Here is a 21,963-nt window from a genome sequence, read left to right on the forward strand (position 1 = left end):
CAAAACCCCACCTGTGACGGAGAAGGCCCATGGTAGATCTTGCAGAAATTTCTTTAGTCGAAAATCGCGACTACACCCTCATCATCGATAAAAGCGGCAGTATGTACACCTGCGATCTGCCCACCTCTGACAAAACCCGCTGGGATGCAGCCCAAGACTCTACCCTTGCCCTTGCCCAAACCTGCGAAAAAATTGACCCCGATGGCATTACGGTCTACTTATTTTCAGGGCGATTCCGGCGTTATGACAATGTCACTGCCGATAAAGTGACCCAAGTTTACGCTGAAAATGAGCCCATGGGACGGACGGACTTGGCGGCAGTTTTGCAAGATGCCCTCGATAACTATTTCCAACGGAAAGAACGAGGGGAAGCCAAACCCAACGGTGAAACATTTTTGGTGATTACCGATGGGGAGCCGGACGATAGTAAAGCCGTGATGCGGGTGATTATCGATGCCGCCAATAAAATTGAGCGGGATGAAGAAATCGGGATCTCGCTGATTCAAGTGGGCCAAGACCGTAAGGCTAAGGCCTATCTCAAAGCCCTCGATGATCAACTAGGTCAGGCCGGGGCGAAGTTTGATATTGTCGATACCATCACCATCGATGAAATGACGGCCATGTCTCTCCCGGAAGTGCTGCTGAAGGCCTTAATTGATTAAGTTGCTTTAAATTGGTTGCCATAAGGGCGATCGCCGAGGGTCACTTTGATATGATGGCGATCGCAGTACCCACAATGCAAGCCATTCAAACAGTTAGGACAAAAAAACAATGGGAGAAGCAAAGCGCCGCAAGAAATCCATGGGGGAAAACTATGGTAAAGAACAGCGCATTTACCCCTGGTTACCCCTCACCAAAACCCAAGCAGAACAAGCTTATAATCTGACCACCAAAGGTGCCTGGATTGGCATTGGTCTCATGGTTGTACTGTGGCTTACCGTGCGAATTATTGGCCCTGGCTTCGGTTGGTGGGCCGTTGACTAAAAGCAAAGGACGCTTTACAACATCCGTTCTCCAGAACATTTCGACATCTTTCGCTAAAGAAATTCATAAGTCCTGATAATGTCATGTTCTATTAACGATTCTTTTGCATGATTATGAGGACAGACTGCAAAATAGCAGTACAACGGTGGGCCGTAGCAGTACAGAAATTTTCACCATTGACCATTAATTAAAATCATTGACTGAATCATGCGCGTTGTCAGACTACGGGAACGTCCCCTACCACTGCAATGCTACAAACCCGCGACCCTCGTTTATTTTGTTAGGAGTGATAACTTACTGTGCAAACACAACCTTCTACCTCTGCGACTAATTCCCATGGCCTCCCTTCCCTTGGGGGGAGTGGCGATCGCACGGGGATGGACAAAGAAAGTCTCCGCCGTGCGTTTTTCGATCACCTTTTCTATTCCGCCGGAAGTGATAAAGATGCGGCCCAACAACGCGATTATTACGTTGCGCTCGCAAATGTTGTCCGCGATCGCCTTTTAGAACGGTGGAAACAAACCGAGCAAACTTACCTCAACACGGGTGCAAAAACGGTTTGCTACCTTTCCGCAGAATTTTTGATGGGACGGTACCTGGGCAACAACCTCATCAGCCTCGGAATCTACGAAACCGTCGCCGAAATGCTCGCCGAAAGCAACATTAAACTCGAAGATATTCTCGAAGAAGAAGTTGATCCCGGTTTAGGGAATGGCGGCCTGGGTCGTCTCGCCGCTTGCTTTTTAGATTCCCTGGCCTGTCTCGAAATTCCAGCCATTGGTTACGGGATTCGCTATGAATTTGGTATTTTCCACCAATACATCCGCAACGGTTGGCAAGTGGAAGTGCCCGATAAATGGCTCCGTAACGGTAATCCTTGGGAAATTTGTCGCCAAGCTGAGGCCCTGGAAATTCCCTTTGGGGGCCACACTGAGATTTACCACTGCGATAAGGGCTACCCCTGTGCTGTCTGGGTGCCAGCCCGCCGCGTTAAAGCAGTGCCCTACGATACCCCAGTTCCGGGCTATAGCAACAATACTGTTAATGTTCTCCGTCTTTGGAGTGCGATGGCAGCGGAAGATGAAGGCTTTAACTTCGAGGCCTTTAATGCCGGGGATTATGACGGAGCGGTCGCTAACCAAATTTCTTCGGAAAATATTTCTAAGGTGCTCTATCCCAACGACAACACCCCCCAGGGACGTCAACTGCGCCTAGAACAGCAATTTTTCTTTGTGTCCGCTTCCTTGCAGGATATGATCCGGGCGCACCTGAAGAAACAGCCCAATCTGGATAATTTCTTCGATTTCTACACCGTTCAACTCAACGATACCCATCCGGCGATCGCCGTTGCCGAGTTGATGCGCCTCTTCATTGATGAACATAGTCTCCCCTGGGATCGGGCTTGGTACATCACCCAAAAAACCCTCGCTTACACCAACCACACCCTAATGCCCGAAGCCCTTGAGCGTTGGCCCGTGGAGATGTTCGAGCAGCTCCTGCCCCGTCACCTAGAGATCATTTACGAAATTAACTTCCGGTTTATTGAAAATCTCAAAACCTGGTACGCCGACCACGATGACCTCGATGCTCTCATTCAAGAGCTGTCCATCATCGAGGAATATCCCCAAAAATCGATCCGGATGGCGAACCTGGCCTGCGTCGGTAGCCATGCGATTAACGGGGTCGCCGCCCTCCACACGGAATTGTTGAAATCCGACACCCTGAAGGGATTTGCCCGCATCTGGCCGGAGAAATTCTACAATAAGACCAATGGCGTCACCCCCCGTCGTTGGATTCGCCAGTGCAATCCCAAACTTGCAAATCTGATTTCTAGCAAGATCGGTACTGGTTGGATCAAAAACCTAGAACAGGTGCAACGCATCGAAGAATTTGTAGATGATCCAGAGTTCCGTCGTCAGTGGCGCGAAATCAAGCATCAAAATAAAGTCAAGCTGGCCAGCTACATCGAGCATCACAACGGTATCGAAATTAATCCGGATTCGATTTTCGATATCCAAGTGAAGCGCATCCACGAATACAAACGCCAACTGCTGGATGTGTTGTTTATCATCACCCTCTACAACCGCATTAAGCATAATCCGGCGATCAATATGGTGCCCCGGACGATGATCTTTGGTGGTAAGGCTGCACCGGGCTATTTCATGGCGAAATTGATCATTAAATTGGTGAATGCTGTGGCAGAGGTGGTCAATAATGATCCCGATACCCACAATCGCCTCAAGGTGGTCTTTATGGAGAACTTTAATGTTTCCCTCGGCCAGAAAATCTATCCAGCAGCAGACCTCTCGGAACAAATTTCTACCGCTGGAAAAGAAGCCTCTGGAACCGGCAACATGAAGTTTGCGATGAATGGCGCTCTGACCATTGGGACGCTGGATGGAGCAAATATCGAAATTCGTGAGGAAGTGGGAGCCGATAATTTCTTCCTCTTTGGTCTCACGGCGGAAGAAGTTTCCCATCTCAAGGCCAGCGGCTATGACCCGCTGCATTATTACAACAATAATGCGGAACTCAAAGGCGTCATTGACCGGATTGCCCGTGGTGATTTCTCCCATGGGGACACGGAGATGTTTAAACCGATTGTGGATTCTCTGTTGTACAACGATCAATATGTGTTGTTGGCGGATTATGAATCCTACGTTGAACGTCAACAGGATGTGGCTAATGCTTATACAGAAACGGAACGGTGGACACGGATGTCGATCCTAAATGCGGCGCGGGTAGGCAGATTTTCTTCTGACCGTACCATTGATGAGTATGTCAAAGAAATCTGGTGTGCTAAACCTGTTTCAGTCAAGCTGTAGATTTTTAACGGCGATCGCCTGTTCGATGGCAACTGAAAAAATCGTCTAAGCAAGCAAGTGGGTCACGATGGCGGCCCACTTTTTTCGTGCTCACATTAAGAATTTTGGGCAATGCCTAAATCCTGAAGGGCGAGGCGAATTTGTTCGAGGCGGCGACGGTTAACGCCCAGGTCTGATTCCCCAAGACGGGAGGCTGAGCGCATTTGAATCACTGGTTCTGTTTCGGGGAAGTAAAATTCCACATCATCCACAAAGCCAAATAAACGACTGTGAGATTCGGCCCGGAGATAGTTTTCTGTTTGGGTGATGATTTCTGTGCGGGGGACAACTCCGAGAACCTGAACAACGGCTTGGTAGGCCTGTTGGCGATCGCCGGCGTAGGGAATCGGCGCAATTTGATGTTCCCCATCACCGCCCTGGCTCACCACACAATTAGGCGTACTAGGACAGGGCGCGAGGTGTCCAGCTTCGACACCTAAATCCGTTGGTCGTTCGCCGGCAAAGGGGGAAGCGGCAAAACTTGGCAGTGGCGATACAGCCCAGAGACAGAGAGCAAGGCAAAGAATCAAAAAACGGCTCAGCATCTTAGAAGAATTTTTAAAACAACATTCCCTATGCTAGACAAAATCCAGGCATACCGTTGGGTTCATGGCCATTGCGTTGATCTTTCAACTTTCAGAGGGTTGCAGTTGTTGGGCGATTTCCACGAGGGGAAAACCATTGGGATAGACCCGCTCACTGCGAATCCGTTGGAGTTCCTGGGCGGGCAGGTTGATGTTGTATTCCTTGGCGATCGCCTGGACGATTTGCGCGCGGTCGATGATCCCCGCCACAGCCCCCGCCGGAGAAAGCACGGTGATAAAGGGTTCTTCGAGGGTTTCGAGGGCACAGATCACCGTGGCGAGGTTGTCCTGTTCAGTGACGGAAGGAATTTTGTCTAGGGGGATGGCGATCGCCATGAGTTCCAACTGATCCCACTGGCTACGCTCAAGGCGATGGAGGCTCTTGGGTCGAATTAAGCCCCGGTAGCGACCTTCGGAACTGGCATAGGTGGGGCGAGTGGGATGGGGCGACAGCACAAGGTACTGTTCAGCAAATTCCCGTAGAGACAAATGGGCATTGACCACCCGAAATTCGCGGCCCATGGCTGTTTCGGCGGTCAGGGTCAAAAGAAGATTTTGGAGATCGCTCAAGCGTTCATAGGCATCGGCATTGCGCAATACAAACCAGCCAATCAGCGCCAACCATAATCCCCCTAATTCACCAACCAACAATACCGCCAATAGCCCAAAGGCGATCGCCACTGTGCCTAATAATTTTCCACTGGCAGCGGCATAACGAATTCCCTTGAGGCGATCGCCTGTCCATTGCCAAACGATGGCCTTAAACATTTGCCCTCCATCCAAAGGCAGCCCCGGAATTAGGTTAAACAGCGCCAAGACCAAATTTAACCGAGCCAGATCCCGCACCAAAAAAGTACCCGCGCCGCCGAGGGGAGCATATTGCCACAGCACCCAAAACAAACCAAATAACGTAAAGCTCACCAATGGCCCGGCGATCGCCACCGCAAAGGCCGCCAAGGGGGTTTGGGACTCGCGGTCGATGGAGGCTACCCCCCCAAAGAGAAAGAGGGTGATTGATTTGACGCTGATTCCCTGGGACTTGGCCACGAGGCTATGGCCCAATTCGTGGAGTAATACGGAGCCAAACAACAGTAAAGCCATGGCAAAACCCAGCCCCACAGCCACTAGGGGAGATTGCACAAACCCCTGTCCGAGGACGTCATTGGCATCCACCGCCGTGATGAGAACTAAAATTACAAACCAAGAGCGATCTAGATATAACGGAATCCCAAACAGTGATCCCACTTGCCAGTTTTTTTGCATAGCACGTACAAGACCAATCGGCGACGATGGTGAGAGTCACTGTGATCATAGCAACTTTAGGCGATCGCCTTTTTTCGGGACAAAAGTCTTGTCATTTCCCAAAACATCCCCTAGAATGTAATACTGTTGACAAAACGGGACGTAGCGCAGCTTGGTAGCGCACCACTTTGGGGTAGTGGGGGTCGTGGGTTCAAATCCCGCCGTTCCGATACTAAAAAAATCTAATCATCACCCTCGAAAGACCTCTGGATGATCCGGAGGTTTTTTTCGTTTCTGGAAATCGTTTTTGGGAAAAGAAATCACAGGCGATCGCCTAGCGACCGATTAAGACTACTCGCCCCGCCAAAACTCGTTCACTTGGATTGTCTTTACTGGGACGAAACTTACCCACACCGAGACAGTTATGGGCCTGGTTATAGACAGCCAGAGGTTCCCCCAGGGGATCAGCCAAGGCCACATCCCAACTAATTTTTTGCCCATAACTCCACTGGGTTACTTGGGCTTCATTCAGAACGACGGCTGGCAAATGGGCCAAAGCTTGATCCGGCGCGAGGCAAGCAAATACTCCCGTTTCCCGCTGGGCGGCAATGTCTTCTAGGCTAATACTCTCCTCTAGGTCAAAACCGCCACTGCGAGTCCGCGTTAAACCCGCTAAGGTGGCCCCGACCCCCAACCGTTCACCGAGATCCCTGGCGATCGCCCGGATGTAAGTCCCTTCCCCACAGCAAATCTCTAGGGTTAGTTCCGGGAAATCCCCCGGTTGCCACGCCTTAATTTGTAAATCATAAATTTCTACCTGACGACTAGGCACATCCACCGCAATGCCTTGGCGAGCCAACTCATATAAGCGTTTACCATTCCGCTGGATCGCGCTAAAGGCTGGGGGAATTTGGGTGATAGTACCGAAAAAGTCTGGTAAAACCCGTTGAATCTCCGCCAAAGTTAGGGCGCTACAAGCTTTTTGGGTGATTACTTCCCCTTCTAGGTCATCCGTGGTTGTTTTGACCCCAAAGCGGACAATCCCTTGATAATTTTTTTGTTTTGGCAAATATTGCAAGAGACGCGTTGCCTTACCCACCGCAACAGGCAAAACCCCCGTGGCCATTGGATCAAGGGTGCCACCATGGCCAATCTTTTTGAGGCCCAGGAGCCGCCGCAGTTTCCCAACACAATCATGGGAAGTCCAGCCAGCCGATTTTTGCAAGTTAATAAAGCCCCACCCGCTAAAGGCTGATCCTGTCCGTTGCTGATTCAAATGGCCCCCTTTTTTCCGTCACCAATGACAATGAGCCTTTGTATTTTGCCCTATCTTGGCTTGGCACGACAAAAAGGATCTTGCTATACTTCTTGTAACGAAATGTAAAGAATCATTTCTAAGAAATCCCACCGTTGCAACAAGGAGTCCCGTCCATCGTGGTAGACAACAAGGCAACCATCCTCGTAGTCGATGACGAAATCGCCGTACGTCGTATCTTACAAACTCGTTTATCCATGATTGGCTACGACATTATCACTGCTGCCGATGGTGATGAAGCCCTCGACATTTTTTGGCGTGAAGATCCCGATTTAGTCATCCTGGATGTGATGATGCCCAAGCGCGATGGGTATTACGTCTGCCAAGAAATTCGCCGCGAATCTAGTACACCGATCATTATGTTGACGGCCCTTGGGGATGTGGCCGACCGGATTACGGGATTGCGCTTTGGGGCCGATGATTATTTGATCAAACCGTTTTCGCCCAAAGAGTTGGAGGTGCGGATCCAGTGTATTTTGCGGCGCACCCAAAAAACGCTGCCCCCCACGGAAGAAGCGGGCATTTTACGGACGGCTAACTTGGTGATTGATACGAATCGCCGCAAGGTGACCCAAAATAATAAGCCCCTGCGGTTAACCCACATTGAATTTAATTTGCTGGAATTGCTCGTGAACCAAGCGGGACAACCCCTAAGCCGCACGGATATTTTAACGGCGATCTGGGGTTATGTGCCCCGCCGCCACAGTGATTTGCGGGTGGTGGACGTCCATGTATCACGCCTGCGCTCGAAGATTGAGCAGGATCCACGCCAGCCAGAATTTATCATTACAGAACGGGGCACAGGCTATCTGTTTCGGAAACTACCGGTGGCGATCGCCGCGAATGTATCTTCTTCTATGGCGGCATCGTAGTGGAGTTAATTTTAAAAAAGCTCAGGAGAGTTAGACATAAGCCGGGTTCTGTTCTCTTGCAGCGCAAAAGGGCAGTTATCTATCTAGGATGACTGTTACCAGCCACCTCCAGCGGCACTCCAAATTATGGGATCGGAAAAAGACCAACCATCATCCCGCCGTCCTTGCTCCCAACCGGGGTTTACCGAGCCAGCACCTCACGATACTGCTGGTGCGCTCTTACCGCACCTTTGCACCCTTACCAGATAGCTTAGGCGAACCTAATGCTAATCTTCGGCGGTATGTTTCTGTGGCACTATCCTCACGCTCACGCGCACTGGGCGTTACCCAGCAAGTTTGGTCTTTGGGGAGCCCGGACTTTCCTCAGAGCTGATCTCAAGGTCAACCCTGCAACTGCCGCGCTAACTCTCCTACTGGTCAGTGTAGCGGTATTTTATTTCCGGCGTCTATCTTGGAGCTTTTTATAAACATCCCGCAGTTCTACGCCATGGTGGGCGATCGCCACGAGGGAGTGATAAAACAGATCGGCCACTTCCCCGGCGATGTCGTCTTTGTCGTCGTCTTTACAGGCCATCACCACTTCGGCGGCTTCTTCACCAATTTTTTTGAGGATTTTATTATCCCCTGCTTCAAAGAGGCTGTTGGTATAGGAACCCGCTTGGGGATTGTCCCGGCGATCGCGAATGACGTTAAAAACTTCCGAGAGGGTATCCGCTGGGGGGGCAGATTTACTGTGATCTAGTTGGTGGAAACAGCTCCGTTCCCCCGTGTGGCAAGCAATATCACCAATCTGCTCAATGGACATTAAAATCGCATCACTATCGCAATCGTAGCGGAGGGATTGTACCTTTTGAATGTGTCCGGAGGTGGCCCCTTTGTGCCATAGCTCTTGGCGGGAACGACTCCAATACCAAGCTTCTCCCGTGTCCATGGTTTTTTCTAGGGATGCTTGGTTCATCCAGGCCAACATCAGCACGGTGCCATCAAGATAATCTTGGGCGATCGCCGGCACCAATCCCTGCTCATTGAAACGCACCTGATCCAGTGGGATAGCACCACGTAAACTCATTTTGACGATCTCCAAATCTTTAAAAAAATAACGACTAATTGGGGCAATGAATGACAATAAAAAAGAAAGCCCAATCATTGAGCTTTCCCAGTTTGACGCTCCAACGGCTAGAAGCGTGTTGGATTCTTAATTCGTCGAGATACCTTACAGTTTCCAGGAGTTCACTTCCTTTCCACCCCAGAGGGTATTCTCTCCAAAAGCGTTGATTATACTGTTTGGGTGCGCCCCACCCTACAGTTTAAAAATTAAATTGTTTCAGTTTTACTGGGACTTCCGTTAGGAAGCAAACGTTTTTATAGAGGTTTTTCGCTCCTCTTTAACTTTCAAAGTATCACAAACTTATCGGTTTGTTAACTGAAAGCTAACGGCGGCTCAAGACGCCCACGCTACATTTCACGGATGAATCACGAGGTTTTTGCTTGCTGTCCTATAAACGGTGGGGTTTGGGTTTTGTTCCCCAATTCCTCAGAAACCTTTGCTAAAAAAACTTAGGCAGAAGCATCTGTGGGGTAAACACTGACCTTACGGCGGCCACGCTTGTAGTGCTCGAACTTAACGATGCCATCGACAAGGGCAAACAGGGTGTCATCGCCACCACGACCAACATTATTGCCGGGGTGAACTTTGGTGCCCCGTTGACGGACGAGGATGCTGCCAGTGGTCACGGTTTGGCCACCATAGCGTTTTACACCGAGTCTTTGGGCGCGGGAGTCGCGGCCGTTTCTCGTACTACCAGTACCTTTCTTATGTGCCATTGGGATTCTCCAGTTGCTAGAAATCTAGGGATTTATTGTAACAGTGAACTATTGCTGACTGTTGAGGGGATTTAGGCGTCTGCTTTGGCCGCAACAACATTGCCACCAACTTTGATGCTATCGATCATGAAGCGGGTGAAATATTGACGGTGACCGCGCTTTTTACGGGTTTTCTTCTTGGGCAGCATTTTGTAAACCAGCACCTTCTTAGCCCGACGCTGATCAACAACAGTCCCTTCAACGGTTGCGCCATCGATGTAGGGTTGACCGACGGTGACGCCATTGTCATCGCTGATCAAAAGCACTTTATCAATGGTGTGGTTGCCATCGATGTCCACATCGAGTCTTTCGATATCGTAGAAACGACCGGGCTCAACACGAACCTGCTTACCGCCGGTTTCAATAATTGCGTAGCTCATAAAAATAGTAATTTTTCTATAGGGTTGCCGTACAGGTAGCAATCGCGCTTAAGTCTGTTTGCTTCACAAAGTTAAGGCTGGCGATCGCATTTTTACTGTGTCACCTGATCCGAGCAGGATATAAAGACACAATCATCTAATATAGATTTAATTTGTGGGTTTCGTCAAATCCCGGCACATTACAAAATAACTTCCCAAAAAAATAAAATTACGTGTGGTGCTGAATTTAGGGATTAGGATAGATTTTGTGTAATTTCCTTTGCAGGTGAGTACTGTTATGTCTGCGATCGCCGTCCTTTGTACATTGAATTGTGCTGTGATGCCTGTGGTGGCAGAGCCGTTGATGCAGACGGGCCAAGGCTCACCGATGGCGCAATTACCGGGGGGAGTAGAGGCCCAGGAAATTGAGCTGGAAGGGGAAATGAACTATGGCGAAATTCAAATTCAAGATCGTACGGGTCAGCAGCAACAATTTTCCTTAGAAGCAAATCCAACCGAGGAGGCGATAGATCCCGAAGCAATCCCGACTCCGCCAGCGGTGCTCGAAGTGATCAGCGATCGCCAGGAATATAACGAGCAAACCCAGGTGGTGACAGCCATGGGAAATGTGGTCGTCCGCTTTCAAGAAGCCGTTCTCAGCGCCGACCAACTCCAGATCAATCTCAACAGCAAATTGGCGATCGCCAGGGGAGATGTCGCCCTACGTCGGGGGCAACAGATTTTACGGGGTGAACAATTTACCTATTTCTTTGTACAAAATCGCGGCCAGATCCAACAGGCAGAAGGGGAAATTTCCCAAACGACCTTAAACCAAGACTTGGGAGTGCGACCCACGCGTTTTGGGGTCAGTAGCAATCCAGCTGTGCTTTTAAACGAACGGCTTTTGCTCAATCAACCAGCCACAGAGGTCATGGGCGAAGAAGGGATTAGTTTTGTCCTGGGCAGTGGGCGCGATATTGGCACCCGTGACATTGATACCCAAACGAACGTCATTAATCGGGTGCGTTTCCAAGCTGAATCGGTGGAATTTGTCGGCGATCGCTGGGAAGCTAAAAATATCAGCATCACCAATGATCCCTTTTCGCCACCGGAATTGCAGTTGGTGGCAGACACGGCCACTTACCAAAAAGTAGACGAATTTAACGACGAGCTCGTTACCACCAAGACCCGCCTCGTCATTGACAACAACGTTTCTTTACCTGTATTTCCGCGGACCTTTCGCTTTGGCGAATCCGAGGGGATTTTTAGCCAGGTGTCCTTTGGATTTGATGATGAGGAAAAAGGCGGTTTATTTCTGCAGCGGCGGTTTTCTCTCTATCGCAGTGCCCAGGGTCGCTGGACAGTGACCCCCCAATACCTCCTCCAGAAGGCTTGGTTCCCGGATACGATCCTCGCAGAAACCAACGATGATGATGCAGGGGAAATCTTGGCCCCTGGGGTGTTTGCGGTGACCAGTGAGTTTGACTATCGGTTTAATCCACGGGTGTCATTTGCGGCACGGGGTTCTTTAGAGAATCTCAAGCTGGATAATTTTGAAGATAAACTCGAGTTGAATTTTCGCCTAGAACAACAGCTTGGCAATTTAGATAATCCCTTTCGTCTTAGTCAGGAATTTAACTACCGCGATCGCCTTTTTAATGGTTCCCTCGGCTTCCAGCGAGTACAGCGGAGTTTTGGAATTGTGCTGCGATCGCCGCGCTATATTTTGGGAAATTCCGGCTTTGAGGTGGATTTTCAGGCCAGCGTGCAGAATATCGAAGCCGATACCGACCGCCCAGACTTATTGGAACCTGGGGTCAGCGAAGACCAAGTGAACCTCACCCGTTACCAAGGCTCCTTTAACCTCGACCATCGTTTTCCTCTCTGGAGCGGTGAACCGTTGCCGCCGACTCGCTTTGAAGGCTTACGGTACAGTCCGAGGCCCATTGTTCCCTATGTTTCTCTGGTGACGGGGTTACAGGGGGTAGCGGGGGTTTACAGCAATGGCGATCGCCAAAATTCCCTCCGGGGGAAAATTGGTATCGAAGGACAATTTGGTCGCTTTGCCGGGAACAGTTTCGACTATACGGGTTTTAACCTCAGCTACACCAATAGCGTCCTCAGTGATGAACTATCGCCGTTTCTCTTTGACCGGGCCGTTGATCAACGTACCCTCGAATTCGGCCTGACCCAACAACTCTATGGCCCCTTTCGGGTGGGTTTCCAGACGGCGATCAACCTCGACAGCGAAGAAGCGATTAGCACCGATTATTTCCTTGAATATAGTCGGCGAACCCACGGTGTGCTATTGCGCTACAATCCCGTCCTTGAAATTGGTTCGGTGAATATCACGATCAATAGTTTTAATTGGAACGGCTCCACAGATCCGTTTACCAACGAAGAAATTCGGCCCGTCAGCGATGGGGTCACACCTTAACGAAATTCACAGAGCTTAGATCTGCCAATCCTCCTGGGCGAGGGTCTGGATGCGGTGCAGGTCATTCATGATGTACTGCAAAGGCGTGATGGTGATATAGCCAGCGGCGATCGCCTGGACATCGGTCGGAAAATCTAGGGGAATATTCGGCTCATCCGGTTGGGGTAATTCTTCGATCACTTCCCCAGAGAGCCAATAATAGGTTTTGCCGCGCGGATCTTGACGCTTCTGAAATTGTTCAATGTAACGGCGTAACCCCTGGCGCGTAATTTTCACCCCCGCAAGCTTTTCTTTTTCTAGGTTGGGCACATTGATATTCAACAAAACGGGCGTATCCTGGTTGGCGATCGCCCAGTGGGGACGTTTTTCCATCAGTTGACAGAGGAGCTTGGCTGCGAAATCAGCGGCAGGTTGAAAATTGTGGCTGGTATAGTCCGCCAGGCTTAGGGCAATGCTGTGAATACCTTCTAATAACCCTTCCATCGCGGCTGAAACCGTTCCCGAATAAAGCACATCAGTCCCCAGATTAGAGCCGTGGTTAATGCCAGAGAGGACAAAATCAGGGCGTTCCTTGAGGACGGCACTGAGGGCAAATTTGACACAGTCCGATGGTGTACCAGAGCAGCTCCAAGCAATGACACGGGGATCAAAAATCCCTTCGACAATTTCAGTGCGGATCGGGCGGTGGAGCGTTAAACCGTGCCCCGTGGCAGAACGTTCCCGGTCAGGACAAACGACGGTGACCTGGTGACCTGCTTCGGCGAGGGTATTGGCGAGGGTACGGATCCCCAGGGCGGAGATGCCATCATCATTACTGATTAATAAATTCAGCGGCGTAGCAGGTGTCATGGGTTCCTGGTGAAAAATTGACGTTTTTTTATGATCAAGGACGGTTTAAACTGTTAGGGTCTTCACCATCGAAACAAGTTTAGTCGCACTCTTTTTGGCATGACCACTTCTACTTTGACCCAAATCGAATCTGATTTGCAAACGCTCCAACAGGAAGCCACCGACGCGATCGCCACGGCGACAGATCTCGACACCCTCGAAAAATTGCGGGTCAACTACCTCGGCAAGAAGGGTCAACTGTCCCAAATCCTCCGGGGCATGGGCAAACTCTCCGCTGAAGAACGGCCAAAAATTGGGGCGATCGCCAACCAAGTTAAAGAAGCCCTCCAGGAGACTCTTGATACCAAGCTTGAAACTCTCCAGAAAGCGAAGATCGAAGCCCAACTCAAGGCCGAAACCCTCGATGTCACCATGCCCGGTGTGGGGCGTCCCCTGGGGAAAATGCACCCGCTCCAGAGCACCATTGATCGGGTTTTAGATATTTTTGTGGGCCTGGGCTACACCGTCGCTGAAGGCCCCCAAATTGAGACAGACTATTACAATTTTGAGGCACTCAATACCCCTGCTGACCACCCAGCACGGGATATGCAGGATACATTTTATCTGCCGGGCGATCGCCTATTGCGCACCCATACTTCCTCGGTGCAGATTCGCCACATGGAGCAAAACGAACCCCCTTTAAGGATCGTTGCCCCGGGCCGGGTTTACCGTCGCGATACCGTCGATGCGACCCACTCCGCCGTGTTCCATCAGATTGAACTCCTGGCAATTGATAAAAATTTGAAATTCACCGACCTAAAAGGCACCCTCAAGGAATTTTTGCGGCAGATGTTCGGCGAGGATCTAGAGGTGACCTTCCGGGCCAGCTACTTCCCCTTCACTGAACCTTCCGCCGAAGTAGATGTGAAATGGCAGGGTAAATGGCTGGAGGTAATGGGTTGTGGCATGGTTGATCCCAATGTGCTCAAGGCCGTTGGTTATGACCCGGAAGTCTATACCGGTTTTGCGGCCGGGCTAGGGGTAGAGCGCTTTGCGATGGTTCTGCACAAGCTGGACGATATTCGCCGTTTGTATAACAGTGATCTGCGCTTTTTGCGTCAGTTCTAGGCCGTTTTCGACTAGGGTTTCTACAATAGTGGGGAAAGGCGATCGCCTGGTTGATTGCCAATGTCCGCTTAGTATGACCAAGAACCCTGCATGAGACAGAAAAGTACAGCCGCAGTGTTAGCCTTTTTCCTCGGTGGTGTGGGGGGGCATAAATTCTATCTGGGGGAAATCGGCTGGGGGATTATTTACGCTATTTTTTTCTGGACTTACATTCCCACCATTGTCGGCTTTGTCGAAGCAATCGTGTTGGTTAGTATGTCCCAGGATGATTTTGACAAAAAGTACAACACCAAAGCCCTTATGGGATATGAGTCTAAACGCTTAACCCGTGACGCGATCCCTCCCCAGGTGATTGTGAATATTGGGGATCAGGCGATCGCCGCCAATCAGCAAAATGTGACTCCCAGTTTGGCCCCAGACACACCTGTCGATCAAAATATTGCCAAAGAAGCCCTCGATCGTCGCATCCTTAAATTTTGTCAGACCAAAGGCGAAGTTACCCTTCTAGACTGCTTCCTTGAAATTGAAGAAGTTCCAAGAAACATCCTCGAATCCCACCTAGAAAATTTAGTGCGAGCAGAATTTTTGCAAGTGACGAATCGCGCCACCGATGGCAAAATTGTTTATCGTTTAGACAACTAATGGATGTCTTCGTGCTCGTAAAACGTAACATTCATAACAACCATTTAACCTTTATTTAAAAAATACAACTTTACTCAAGTTAGGAGAATTTAAGCGATGACCTTTGATCCCGATAAAAGAAAACTGCTTTCGAGTCTTTGCCACGGAGCCATTTTTATTAACTATACATTTGTCTCCATTGGAATTCCGGTGGCCCTGTTACTTGTGAGTGAAGATCCTGTCGTCAAAGCCAACGCACGGGAATCTCTCAATCTCCACCTAAACCTCTGGGTGGGTTGGATAATCTTTGGCATCCTCTGGTTTACAGTGATCGGCATTCCCATTGCGATCATCCTAGCCATTCCCCTACTGCTCCTGAGCTTTGTAATGCCAATTCTGGCGATTTTAAAAATCTTGGGCAGTCCAGCAACAGAATATCGCTACCCTTTTATCATCCATATTCTGTAACTAAAATGACGATGGTTGACTTCGTTCTTTCGCCTTTTGTTATCAAGTTCAGCTTAAATAATCATTAAGATACATGATCCATTTAGGTGAACTTTTAAGATTGTGATTTGCGGCAATTAATCGAGTCCAAAGAAACAGTTAAGACGTAACCACGGTTACAATCTGTTGACATTAACTTTGTTAACGTAGGAGCAACAATCGCAAGGAAGTCAAACCATCGTGACTTTAATCTCTGTTGCCATCATCGAAGGAAATCCCCACTTGAGATCATTGCTTGGGTGGCATCTTCAACAAGCCAACTATGCCATTTACCAAGCAGCAAATCTCAACCAGTCGCGGCGTGTCTTTGAACAGCACATGCCCGCCTTGGTGCTACTAGACTCGGAATTACCGGACGGTGATGGCCTCGAACTCTGCCGTTGGTTGCGCCAAAATACCCAGGCCATCATTCTCATCCTGTCGGCCAAAAATACAGAAAAAGATGTTGTGGCAGGGTTAAAGGCTGGGGCTGATGATTATTTAACGAAGCCCTTCGGGATGCAAGAACTTTTAGCGCGGGTAGAAGCCTTGACGCGGCGGATTCGGGCGGTGAGTGCTCCCCTCCAACTTGATTATGGTGAATTGCGCATTGATCTCGTGCAGCGGCGGGTACAATTCCGGGGTCTGTACATCGATTTAACGCCCCAAGAATTTAGTTTGTTGTATGTGCTCGCCCAGGCCAACGGAGAACCCCTCAGTCGCTCAGAATTATTGCGGCGGGCATGGCCAGATGCCATCGATAACCCCCGTACCATCGACACCCATGTATTATCCTTGCGGAAAAAAATTGAACAGGACCCCCGCCAGCCCAATTTGATTCAAACGGTACGCAATGTGGGTTATCGCTTCAATCTCGATGGGATTGGGTCTGGTCTCGGCAATGGCAATGCAACTTTAGAACCTGCTGCAACGCCAGCTCGCCCAAGCCACCCAAAACTCAAAACCCGGACCTCCATTCGTGAGCTGGTTAATCAAGGTTAGAGGGTCGTCACCAAGGTTCGCTATTGGTGGATTGACGACTTTGGAGGGTTTGCTGGATGACTGACCAAGGAATAGAGTGATTGTAGTGGTGGTGCTGGATTTGGCCTTGGTCGAGGTAAATCAATTTTGTTGCGAGTTGCTGGGCGAAGTCGAGGTTGTGGGTAGAAATAACCAGAGGGGTATTGGATTGAGCCTGATATTTCAACAACAGCGCAACTAAGGTTTGAATGCGACCTAAATCTAGGGCGGCGGTGGGTTCGTCTAGGAGGAGAACTTGGGGTTTGCAGAGGAGTGCCCTGGCGATCGCCACCCATTGTTTTTGCCCGCCGGACAGGAGTGCTTCGTGGCGATCAAGCCATTCTGGGGGAATATCCAGTTGATCTTGCCACTGTTGCCAATGGTTGCGGATAGTTGGGGCCGATTGTTTCCGTAACTGGAGTGGGTACCATAGGGCATCCTTGACGGTCATGGCCAAAAGGCGGGCCTCCTGGGGCACGAGGGCAATGTGTTGCCGCAGGACAACGGGATTATAGGCGCTGTAGGGCTGACCTTGGAAGGTGAGGCGGCCTGCGGTGGGACTCTGAAGTTGATTGAGACAGTGGAGGAGGGTTGTTTTTCCGGAGCCCGATGGCCCCACCAGCACTAGGCGATCGCCGGGCTCTAGGGCAAAGGAAATATCCCGGAGAATATCCTTCGGCTCAAGGGTAAGGGTGAGTTGTTCAACCGTTAAAATCGCCATGGATGGTGCCAGAGTACAGGATGCTGCTGTTATTGTTTTACGCGGTAATGGAGAAATAATTCCGAGGCGATCGCCTCATATTCCAGAAGTTCGAGGGTCAAGCCCGCCGTCTGTAAAAAACCATTGCCTGCCATGGGGGTGGGAGCCGCTGTTCCGCCGAGTAAAACAGGACAAACCGTTAGCCACAGTTCATCCAAGCAGCCCTGCTCCGCGAAGCTGGCGATGAGGTTTCCTCCTCCCAACAGACCCAACTTTTCAATCCCCTGTTGCCTCAGTTCCGTGAGAGTTGGTTGCCATGCTCCGGCTGAATCTAAAGCAATAATTTGCTCAAAGCCCGGAAATTTGGCCCACCGGGGGAGTTGTTCAGGAGCGGTTAAAAGACCCCGGCGGAGGGGCTGCCGAAAAAAAGGTAAATCCTGGGACAGATTGCCGGAGCCAGAACAAACAAAGTGGATCGGTTGGGGCGGTTGGTGGCGGTCTTGGCGTTGTTGCAATAGGTGGCGATCGCCAATCGGAAGACTTGTGCCATAGGCGCGGAGGGTATTGGCCCCAAACATCACCGCATCCACCTGGGCAATTAACCGTTCCAAGTGAGCCTTATCCTGGGCCGAAGGAAACCGCGCTGGAGCGCCACTGTAATCGGCAATTTTACCGTCGGCACTCATGGCGGCGATCGCCATTACCTGGGGTCGCTGCCTATGCATACCAACTGTCAGCTTCGTCCCGTTCGATGGGCCAATCTTCATTTTCGCCCCCCACCACAATTCGGCGCAGATCCACAAAATCCTTGCTTAACTGCTTCAGGGCATTAACCAAAACATCTAAAGCAATGAGATCACTCGTCCCCAAATCAAACCAGCAACGCCCCCAAATGCCCTCATATTCAAAGTCCCCTTTATTGTGCATTGGGGCCATCAGCGCATTATCCGCTTGGTCTTCGTCATAGGTGAGATAGCTGATATCTACCCCAGTTTCTTGGATCTGGAGATTCTCCGCATTAAAGCCCCCTAATTTCCCGATGTAAAACCAAGAGTCAAATAGCTCTTCGACATATTGTTTTTCTGTCTCCGAAGGCACATGATCAAACTCCAACCAAATCCAGAGGTCGAAGGGGGAAAATTCGCGAAATTGGACTTCCATATTGTTTGTGGATAATAGGGCTTGAGAAATGTCAGTATAAACGTTTTGCAAAAAACCAAGAAACATCCTCCCTGGAGGGAGGTGCCCAACGGGCGGGGGGTGGATTCCCTCTTGGGAGAGTTAAAGGGCATTCCAGGCTGCTGCCGCATCAGCCACCGCCTGGGGAACTGTCTTTTGGCCGAGCATCGCTGCTTGGAGATTTTCGTAGATAAGCTTTTGCAGTTCCGTGAGATTCTCCTGGGCGGGGATCAAAATTTCGGCATCCGCTAGTTGTTCGGCACTAATTTTCCGGGCCAAACTGAGGCTATCAGTGGCGGCGCTGGCGGCGAGTTTCGCAATGTATTGTTCCACTGCGGCCTGGGTAGAGGGCAAAACATTGGCGGCTTCAGCAAAGGCAAGTTGATTTTCAGTATTGGTGACAAAGAGGGCAAAATCGAGGGCAGCCTCTGGATCGTCGCTATCTTTGGGGATCACAAGGTTCATTACGGCGACGTTCTTCTTACCTGTTTCCCCGGTGATTTGGGGGGCCGGGACAGATACCACCGCAATTTGGGGCGCGTTCTGCTGGATGGTATTGATAAATTCGGGGGAAGTGTTGGCGATCGCCGTTTCCCCGGCTTGGTAGAGTTCAATGCCGTGGCTATGGCCTTGGGTCAGAACTTCTGGGGGTAATAATTCCGCCTGGTAAAGATCGACCCAGTATTGAAAAGCCGCAATGCCTTCGGGGGTATTAAAGCCCGCAGAACCATCGGCATTGACTAGGGTGACTCCCATTTGTACCAAGGACTCCAGGACTTCATTGGAGTTACCGGGAACGAAGGTGACGAAAAAGGCATATTTCCCGGTTGTTTCTTTGATCGTTTGGGCGGCGATCGCCAACTCAGTGTAGGTACTGGGAGGAGCGTCAATGCCCGCCTCGGCAAAGAGATCTTCGTTATAGAAACTAATCCGGGTTGTGAGATACCAGGGAATCCCAAAGGTTTGGCCGTTGATTTGATTCGCCTGCCAAATTTTCGGCAAATAGCGATCGCGCAATTCTGGCGTCAGACGATCATCCAGCACCAACCAAGCATCACGACTGGCCAACTGGGAAGCAAAATTAGGATTGAGGTTCACCACATCCGGAGCCGTGCGCGCCGAGACCGCCGTCAGGATTTTACTTTCCATCGCTGACCAAGGGACATCTACCCAGCGCACCGTTTCTGCCGCATTTTCGGTTTCAAAGGCCGTAATTAATTCATTGAAATAATCTGTAAACTTTGGTTGCAATTGCATTGTCCAAAATTCGACCGTTTCTGGGGTGTTGCCATTGCCTCCAGGTACCTGCTGACAGGCGGCGATCGCCACCAAACTCACCCCCACAAACAGTCCACGCCGTAGCCCTTTGAGACCATTAAACATAAAAACTTTCCTCCCAATTTCAGCCGCAGTGATCACTCACATTGAATTGACCTTCAGATCATGCCATTATCCAGACAGCTTCAGGGGCAAAATTGCTCCCTTTTTTGCGATTGTTATTTACTTTCGGCAAACTGAGCTAAATTTAATAGCAACCGGGGTATGGGTGGTTAGCACCGATGGCTCCATAGGTCATCCTTTCGGAACATTTTCCTATGCTAGATTTCTTCAAAAATATCTTCAAACCAAAGCGTAAAGGGATTGGCATCGAGATCTCAACGGAACGCTTAAACATTGTCCAACTCAAAAAACAGGGACAGGTCTATAAGCTGGCGACCTACATCACCGAACCCGTACCCGAAGGCATTTTTGAAGAAGGAAAAATTGTTGATGTTCCCGCCCTCGCCGAGCTGATCCAAAATACCCTCAGCGCCAACAACATCAGCGCTAAACAGGTTACCGCCGCCGTGCCCATGCGGGAGGCAATTATTCGCCTGATCCCGATCCCCGCCGAACTCGATGATGCCGAACTGCGGGATATGGTCCTCAACCACGAAGCAAGCCTCTACCTGCCCTACCCGCGCGAAGAAGTGGATCTCGATTATCAAAAACTTGGGTTTTTCCAGGATGAAGATGGCATTGAAAAGGTGCAAGTTCTGTTGGTGGCCACCCGGCGAGAAGTGACCGACGCCTATGTGGAGACCATTGTCCAGGCGGGACTAGAGATCAATATCCTCGAAATCAATAGTTTTGCCCTCCTCCGGACGATTCGTGAGCAACTACGGCAGTTTAGCTCCCAGGAAGCGGTGGTCTTGGTTGATATTGAATTTGACTGTACCGAAATTGCCATTGTGGTCGATGGGGTACCACAGTTTTCCCGGACGGTGCCTATTGGTGCTTCGCAACTGCAAAATGCCCTATCCCGCGCCATGAATTTACCTGCCCCCCGCGACATCGAACTTCTCCAGGGGATGACCATTCCCAACACACCAATGGAAGGATCGCGCACTGGCGCCACGGGCATTAACCCTGGGATGGCGGCCCTCCTGCGCGTTCTAGGGGAACTGACAGACGAATTGCGCCGTTCCATTGATTTTTACCTCAACCAGAGCGGTGAGCTGGAAGTGGCCCAATTAATGTTGGCTGGCCCTGGGGGGGGGATTAGTCAACTGGATGAATTTTTTACGCAGCGTCTCAGCATTCCGACGATTCAAATTGATCCGTTTGAGGCGCTGTCTATTGACGTTGATGAAGAAATTTCCAAGGTACAACGACCGTCCTTGGGCACTGCACTGGGTTTAGGACTCCGGGAGGTATAGGGCTATGTATGGTTTAGATATTAATTTCCTGAAAGACCGTGGTTTAACGAAAGATTCTTCGATGACGATCGCCGATCGTCTGGTGAGCAAACCTGGGGTGATTCCGGGCCAAGAGCCAAAGCCACTAATTATCGGTGGGGCGGTCACTGCGGCGGCCTTGGCGGTGGTAGGTCTGTTATGGTTCCAGCAAAGTCGTGAAAAAGCGAACATCCAAGAAGAGATTGCCGTTGTCGATCAACAGCTCCAGGGAGCCAATGCCCAGCAGGCGAGGTTACAGCAAATTCAACAAGAAATTGACACCTATAAGTCCCAAAGCCAAGCCTTTGTGGATGTGCTGCAAACGAGGATTAAACCCTGGTCGGCAATTTTGCGGGAAGTGGGGGATTTAACTCCACCCGGTCTCAAGATCACCTCCTTCGAGCAGTCGGATAATCAAGTGTTGGTACGGGGTAACGCACGCACTTTTAATGAAGTGAATGACTTTGTCCTCAACCTGCCGGAATCGCCTTTGCTGCAAGGGGAAGAAATCTATATTGTCAGTGCAAATTTAGTCGATAACCCGATTACCACTGCCCAGGTGGATTTTCCGCAGCCCGTTGCTTCTTTTAGCATGCCCCAGGTGGTGGACTACACGGTATCAATCTCCCTCAATGATCTCACCGATGCAGAGGTGATTCGCACCCTAGACAGCCAGGGGGCACGGGGGATGGCCGAACGCTTGCGGAGTAGCTTTTAGGATTTAACGATCTCGATATTCATCAACACTGTGAGGAGGAGCAACA

Annotated in this window: 22 protein-coding genes, 1 tRNA gene and 1 other RNA gene; 12 read left to right on the top strand and 12 right to left on the bottom strand. The window is 50.3% G+C overall.

Annotated elements, in window-relative coordinates; genetic code table 11:
• Positions 1-29 precede the first annotated feature (29 nt).
• From AWQ22_RS02475 to AWQ22_RS02485, 3 genes are all read left to right on the top strand, one after another.
• The gene (locus AWQ22_RS02475; RefSeq protein WP_012306111.1) at positions 30-662 is read left to right on the top strand and encodes a VWA domain-containing protein; all 633 of its coding nucleotides are present in this window, start codon (positions 30-32) and stop codon (positions 660-662) included.
• A gap of 109 nt (positions 663-771) precedes the next feature.
• Positions 772-984 (top strand): DUF2839 domain-containing protein, encoded by a 213-nt coding sequence (locus AWQ22_RS02480; RefSeq protein ID WP_012306112.1) that lies wholly within the window; start codon positions 772-774, stop codon positions 982-984.
• Positions 985-1,283: 299 nt separating this feature from the next.
• Positions 1,284-3,809, top strand: a complete 2,526-nt coding sequence (locus AWQ22_RS02485) for a glycogen/starch/alpha-glucan phosphorylase (RefSeq protein ID WP_030007095.1) — start codon at positions 1,284-1,286, stop codon at positions 3,807-3,809.
• Positions 3,810-3,904: 95 nt separating this feature from the next.
• Here the strand turns inward: AWQ22_RS02485 and AWQ22_RS02490 are convergent, their stop codons facing one another.
• The gene (locus AWQ22_RS02490) at positions 3,905-4,393 is read right to left on the bottom strand and encodes a DUF1499 domain-containing protein (protein ID WP_065710079.1); all 489 of its coding nucleotides are present in this window, start codon (positions 4,391-4,393) and stop codon (positions 3,905-3,907) included.
• Between the two features lie 84 nt (positions 4,394-4,477).
• Positions 4,478-5,695 carry a site-2 protease family protein gene (locus tag AWQ22_RS02495; RefSeq protein ID WP_062432214.1) on the bottom strand — a complete coding sequence of 406 codons (1,218 nt, stop codon included), beginning with the start codon at positions 5,693-5,695 and terminating at the stop codon, positions 4,478-4,480.
• Between the two features lie 135 nt (positions 5,696-5,830).
• On the opposite strand from AWQ22_RS02495, the gene AWQ22_RS02500 reads away from it, so the two are divergent.
• Positions 5,831-5,904 (top strand) — tRNA-Pro (locus AWQ22_RS02500).
• 104 nt (positions 5,905-6,008) lie between these two features.
• On the opposite strand, the gene truB is transcribed toward AWQ22_RS02500, so the two are convergent.
• Positions 6,009-6,950, bottom strand: coding sequence for a tRNA pseudouridine(55) synthase TruB (gene truB / locus AWQ22_RS02505; RefSeq protein WP_065710080.1), 942 nt, complete (start codon positions 6,948-6,950; stop codon positions 6,009-6,011).
• A gap of 158 nt (positions 6,951-7,108) precedes the next feature.
• On the opposite strand from truB, the gene rpaB reads away from it, so the two are divergent.
• Entirely contained in the window at positions 7,109-7,861 is a 753-nt protein-coding gene (gene rpaB / locus AWQ22_RS02510; RefSeq protein WP_030007099.1) for a response regulator transcription factor RpaB, read from the top strand.
• A gap of 21 nt (positions 7,862-7,882) precedes the next feature.
• Here the strand turns inward: rpaB and rnpB are convergent.
• From rnpB to rplU, 4 genes are all read right to left on the bottom strand, one after another.
• An RNA gene (gene rnpB / locus AWQ22_RS02515) (RNase P RNA component class A) lies at positions 7,883-8,271 on the bottom strand.
• A 23-nt stretch (positions 8,272-8,294) separates the two neighbouring features.
• Positions 8,295-8,930, bottom strand: a complete 636-nt coding sequence (gene hisIE, locus AWQ22_RS02520) for a bifunctional phosphoribosyl-AMP cyclohydrolase/phosphoribosyl-ATP diphosphatase HisIE (RefSeq protein WP_065711609.1) — start codon at positions 8,928-8,930, stop codon at positions 8,295-8,297.
• A 488-nt stretch (positions 8,931-9,418) separates the two neighbouring features.
• Positions 9,419-9,685: a 50S ribosomal protein L27 gene (gene rpmA / locus AWQ22_RS02525; protein WP_065710081.1), complete on the bottom strand. Its 267-nt coding sequence runs from the start codon at positions 9,683-9,685 to the stop codon at positions 9,419-9,421.
• A 71-nt stretch (positions 9,686-9,756) separates the two neighbouring features.
• A complete protein-coding gene (rplU, locus tag AWQ22_RS02530; protein WP_030007101.1) occupies positions 9,757-10,104 on the bottom strand; it encodes a 50S ribosomal protein L21 in 348 nt (115 codons plus the stop codon).
• Between the two features lie 265 nt (positions 10,105-10,369).
• Between rplU and AWQ22_RS02535 the strand changes: the two genes are divergently transcribed.
• Entirely contained in the window at positions 10,370-12,520 is a 2,151-nt protein-coding gene (locus AWQ22_RS02535) for a DUF3769 domain-containing protein (RefSeq protein WP_232321459.1), read from the top strand.
• A 15-nt stretch (positions 12,521-12,535) separates the two neighbouring features.
• Here AWQ22_RS02535 and surE read toward each other — a convergent pair whose 3' ends face one another.
• A complete protein-coding gene (surE, locus tag AWQ22_RS02540; protein WP_065710082.1) occupies positions 12,536-13,369 on the bottom strand; it encodes a 5'/3'-nucleotidase SurE in 834 nt (277 codons plus the stop codon).
• Positions 13,370-13,468: 99 nt separating this feature from the next.
• Between surE and pheS the strand changes: the two genes are divergently transcribed.
• The 4 genes from pheS to AWQ22_RS02560 all read left to right on the top strand — a co-directional run bounded on the left by pheS (position 13,469) and on the right by AWQ22_RS02560 (position 16,585).
• On the top strand, positions 13,469-14,476 hold the full coding sequence (gene pheS / locus AWQ22_RS02545; protein ID WP_065710083.1) for a phenylalanine--tRNA ligase subunit alpha: 1,008 nt from the start codon (positions 13,469-13,471) through the stop codon (positions 14,474-14,476).
• 90 nt (positions 14,477-14,566) lie between these two features.
• On the top strand, positions 14,567-15,118 hold the full coding sequence (locus AWQ22_RS02550; RefSeq protein ID WP_012306125.1) for a TM2 domain-containing protein: 552 nt from the start codon (positions 14,567-14,569) through the stop codon (positions 15,116-15,118).
• 96 nt (positions 15,119-15,214) lie between these two features.
• Positions 15,215-15,565, top strand: coding sequence for a DUF4870 domain-containing protein (locus AWQ22_RS02555; protein ID WP_065710084.1), 351 nt, complete (start codon positions 15,215-15,217; stop codon positions 15,563-15,565).
• A gap of 219 nt (positions 15,566-15,784) precedes the next feature.
• Complete coding sequence (locus tag AWQ22_RS02560) at positions 15,785-16,585, top strand: response regulator transcription factor (protein ID WP_065710085.1); 801 nt, start codon at positions 15,785-15,787, stop codon at positions 16,583-16,585.
• Between the two features lie 7 nt (positions 16,586-16,592).
• Here AWQ22_RS02560 and AWQ22_RS02565 read toward each other — a convergent pair whose 3' ends face one another.
• The 4 genes from AWQ22_RS02565 to AWQ22_RS02580 all read right to left on the bottom strand — a co-directional run bounded on the left by AWQ22_RS02565 (position 16,593) and on the right by AWQ22_RS02580 (position 19,865).
• Positions 16,593-17,324 (bottom strand): ATP-binding cassette domain-containing protein, encoded by a 732-nt coding sequence (locus AWQ22_RS02565; protein ID WP_065710086.1) that lies wholly within the window; start codon positions 17,322-17,324, stop codon positions 16,593-16,595.
• A 29-nt stretch (positions 17,325-17,353) separates the two neighbouring features.
• Complete coding sequence (locus AWQ22_RS02570; protein ID WP_065710087.1) at positions 17,354-18,028, bottom strand: RibD family protein; 675 nt, start codon at positions 18,026-18,028, stop codon at positions 17,354-17,356.
• Positions 18,021-18,464: a DUF3531 family protein gene (locus AWQ22_RS02575; protein WP_030007109.1), complete on the bottom strand. Its 444-nt coding sequence runs from the start codon at positions 18,462-18,464 to the stop codon at positions 18,021-18,023. Before AWQ22_RS02575 ends, AWQ22_RS02570 begins: the two co-directional genes overlap by 8 nt.
• 120 nt (positions 18,465-18,584) lie before the next feature.
• On the bottom strand, positions 18,585-19,865 hold the full coding sequence (locus tag AWQ22_RS02580) for an ABC transporter substrate-binding protein (RefSeq protein ID WP_065710088.1): 1,281 nt from the start codon (positions 19,863-19,865) through the stop codon (positions 18,585-18,587).
• A 212-nt stretch (positions 19,866-20,077) separates the two neighbouring features.
• Here AWQ22_RS02580 and pilM point away from each other — a divergent pair, with 212 nt between their 5' ends.
• Positions 20,078-21,181 carry a type IV pilus assembly protein PilM gene (gene pilM, locus AWQ22_RS02585; protein WP_062432248.1) on the top strand — a complete coding sequence of 368 codons (1,104 nt, stop codon included), beginning with the start codon at positions 20,078-20,080 and terminating at the stop codon, positions 21,179-21,181.
• A 4-nt stretch (positions 21,182-21,185) separates the two neighbouring features.
• Positions 21,186-21,917, top strand: a complete 732-nt coding sequence (locus AWQ22_RS02590; RefSeq protein WP_065710089.1) for a PilN domain-containing protein — start codon at positions 21,186-21,188, stop codon at positions 21,915-21,917.
• The last annotated feature ends 46 nt before the right edge of the window (positions 21,918-21,963 follow it).

The organism is Picosynechococcus sp. PCC 7117 (assembly GCF_001693275.1).
Lineage (GTDB): Bacteria > Cyanobacteriota > Cyanobacteriia > Cyanobacteriales > MRBY01 > MRBY01.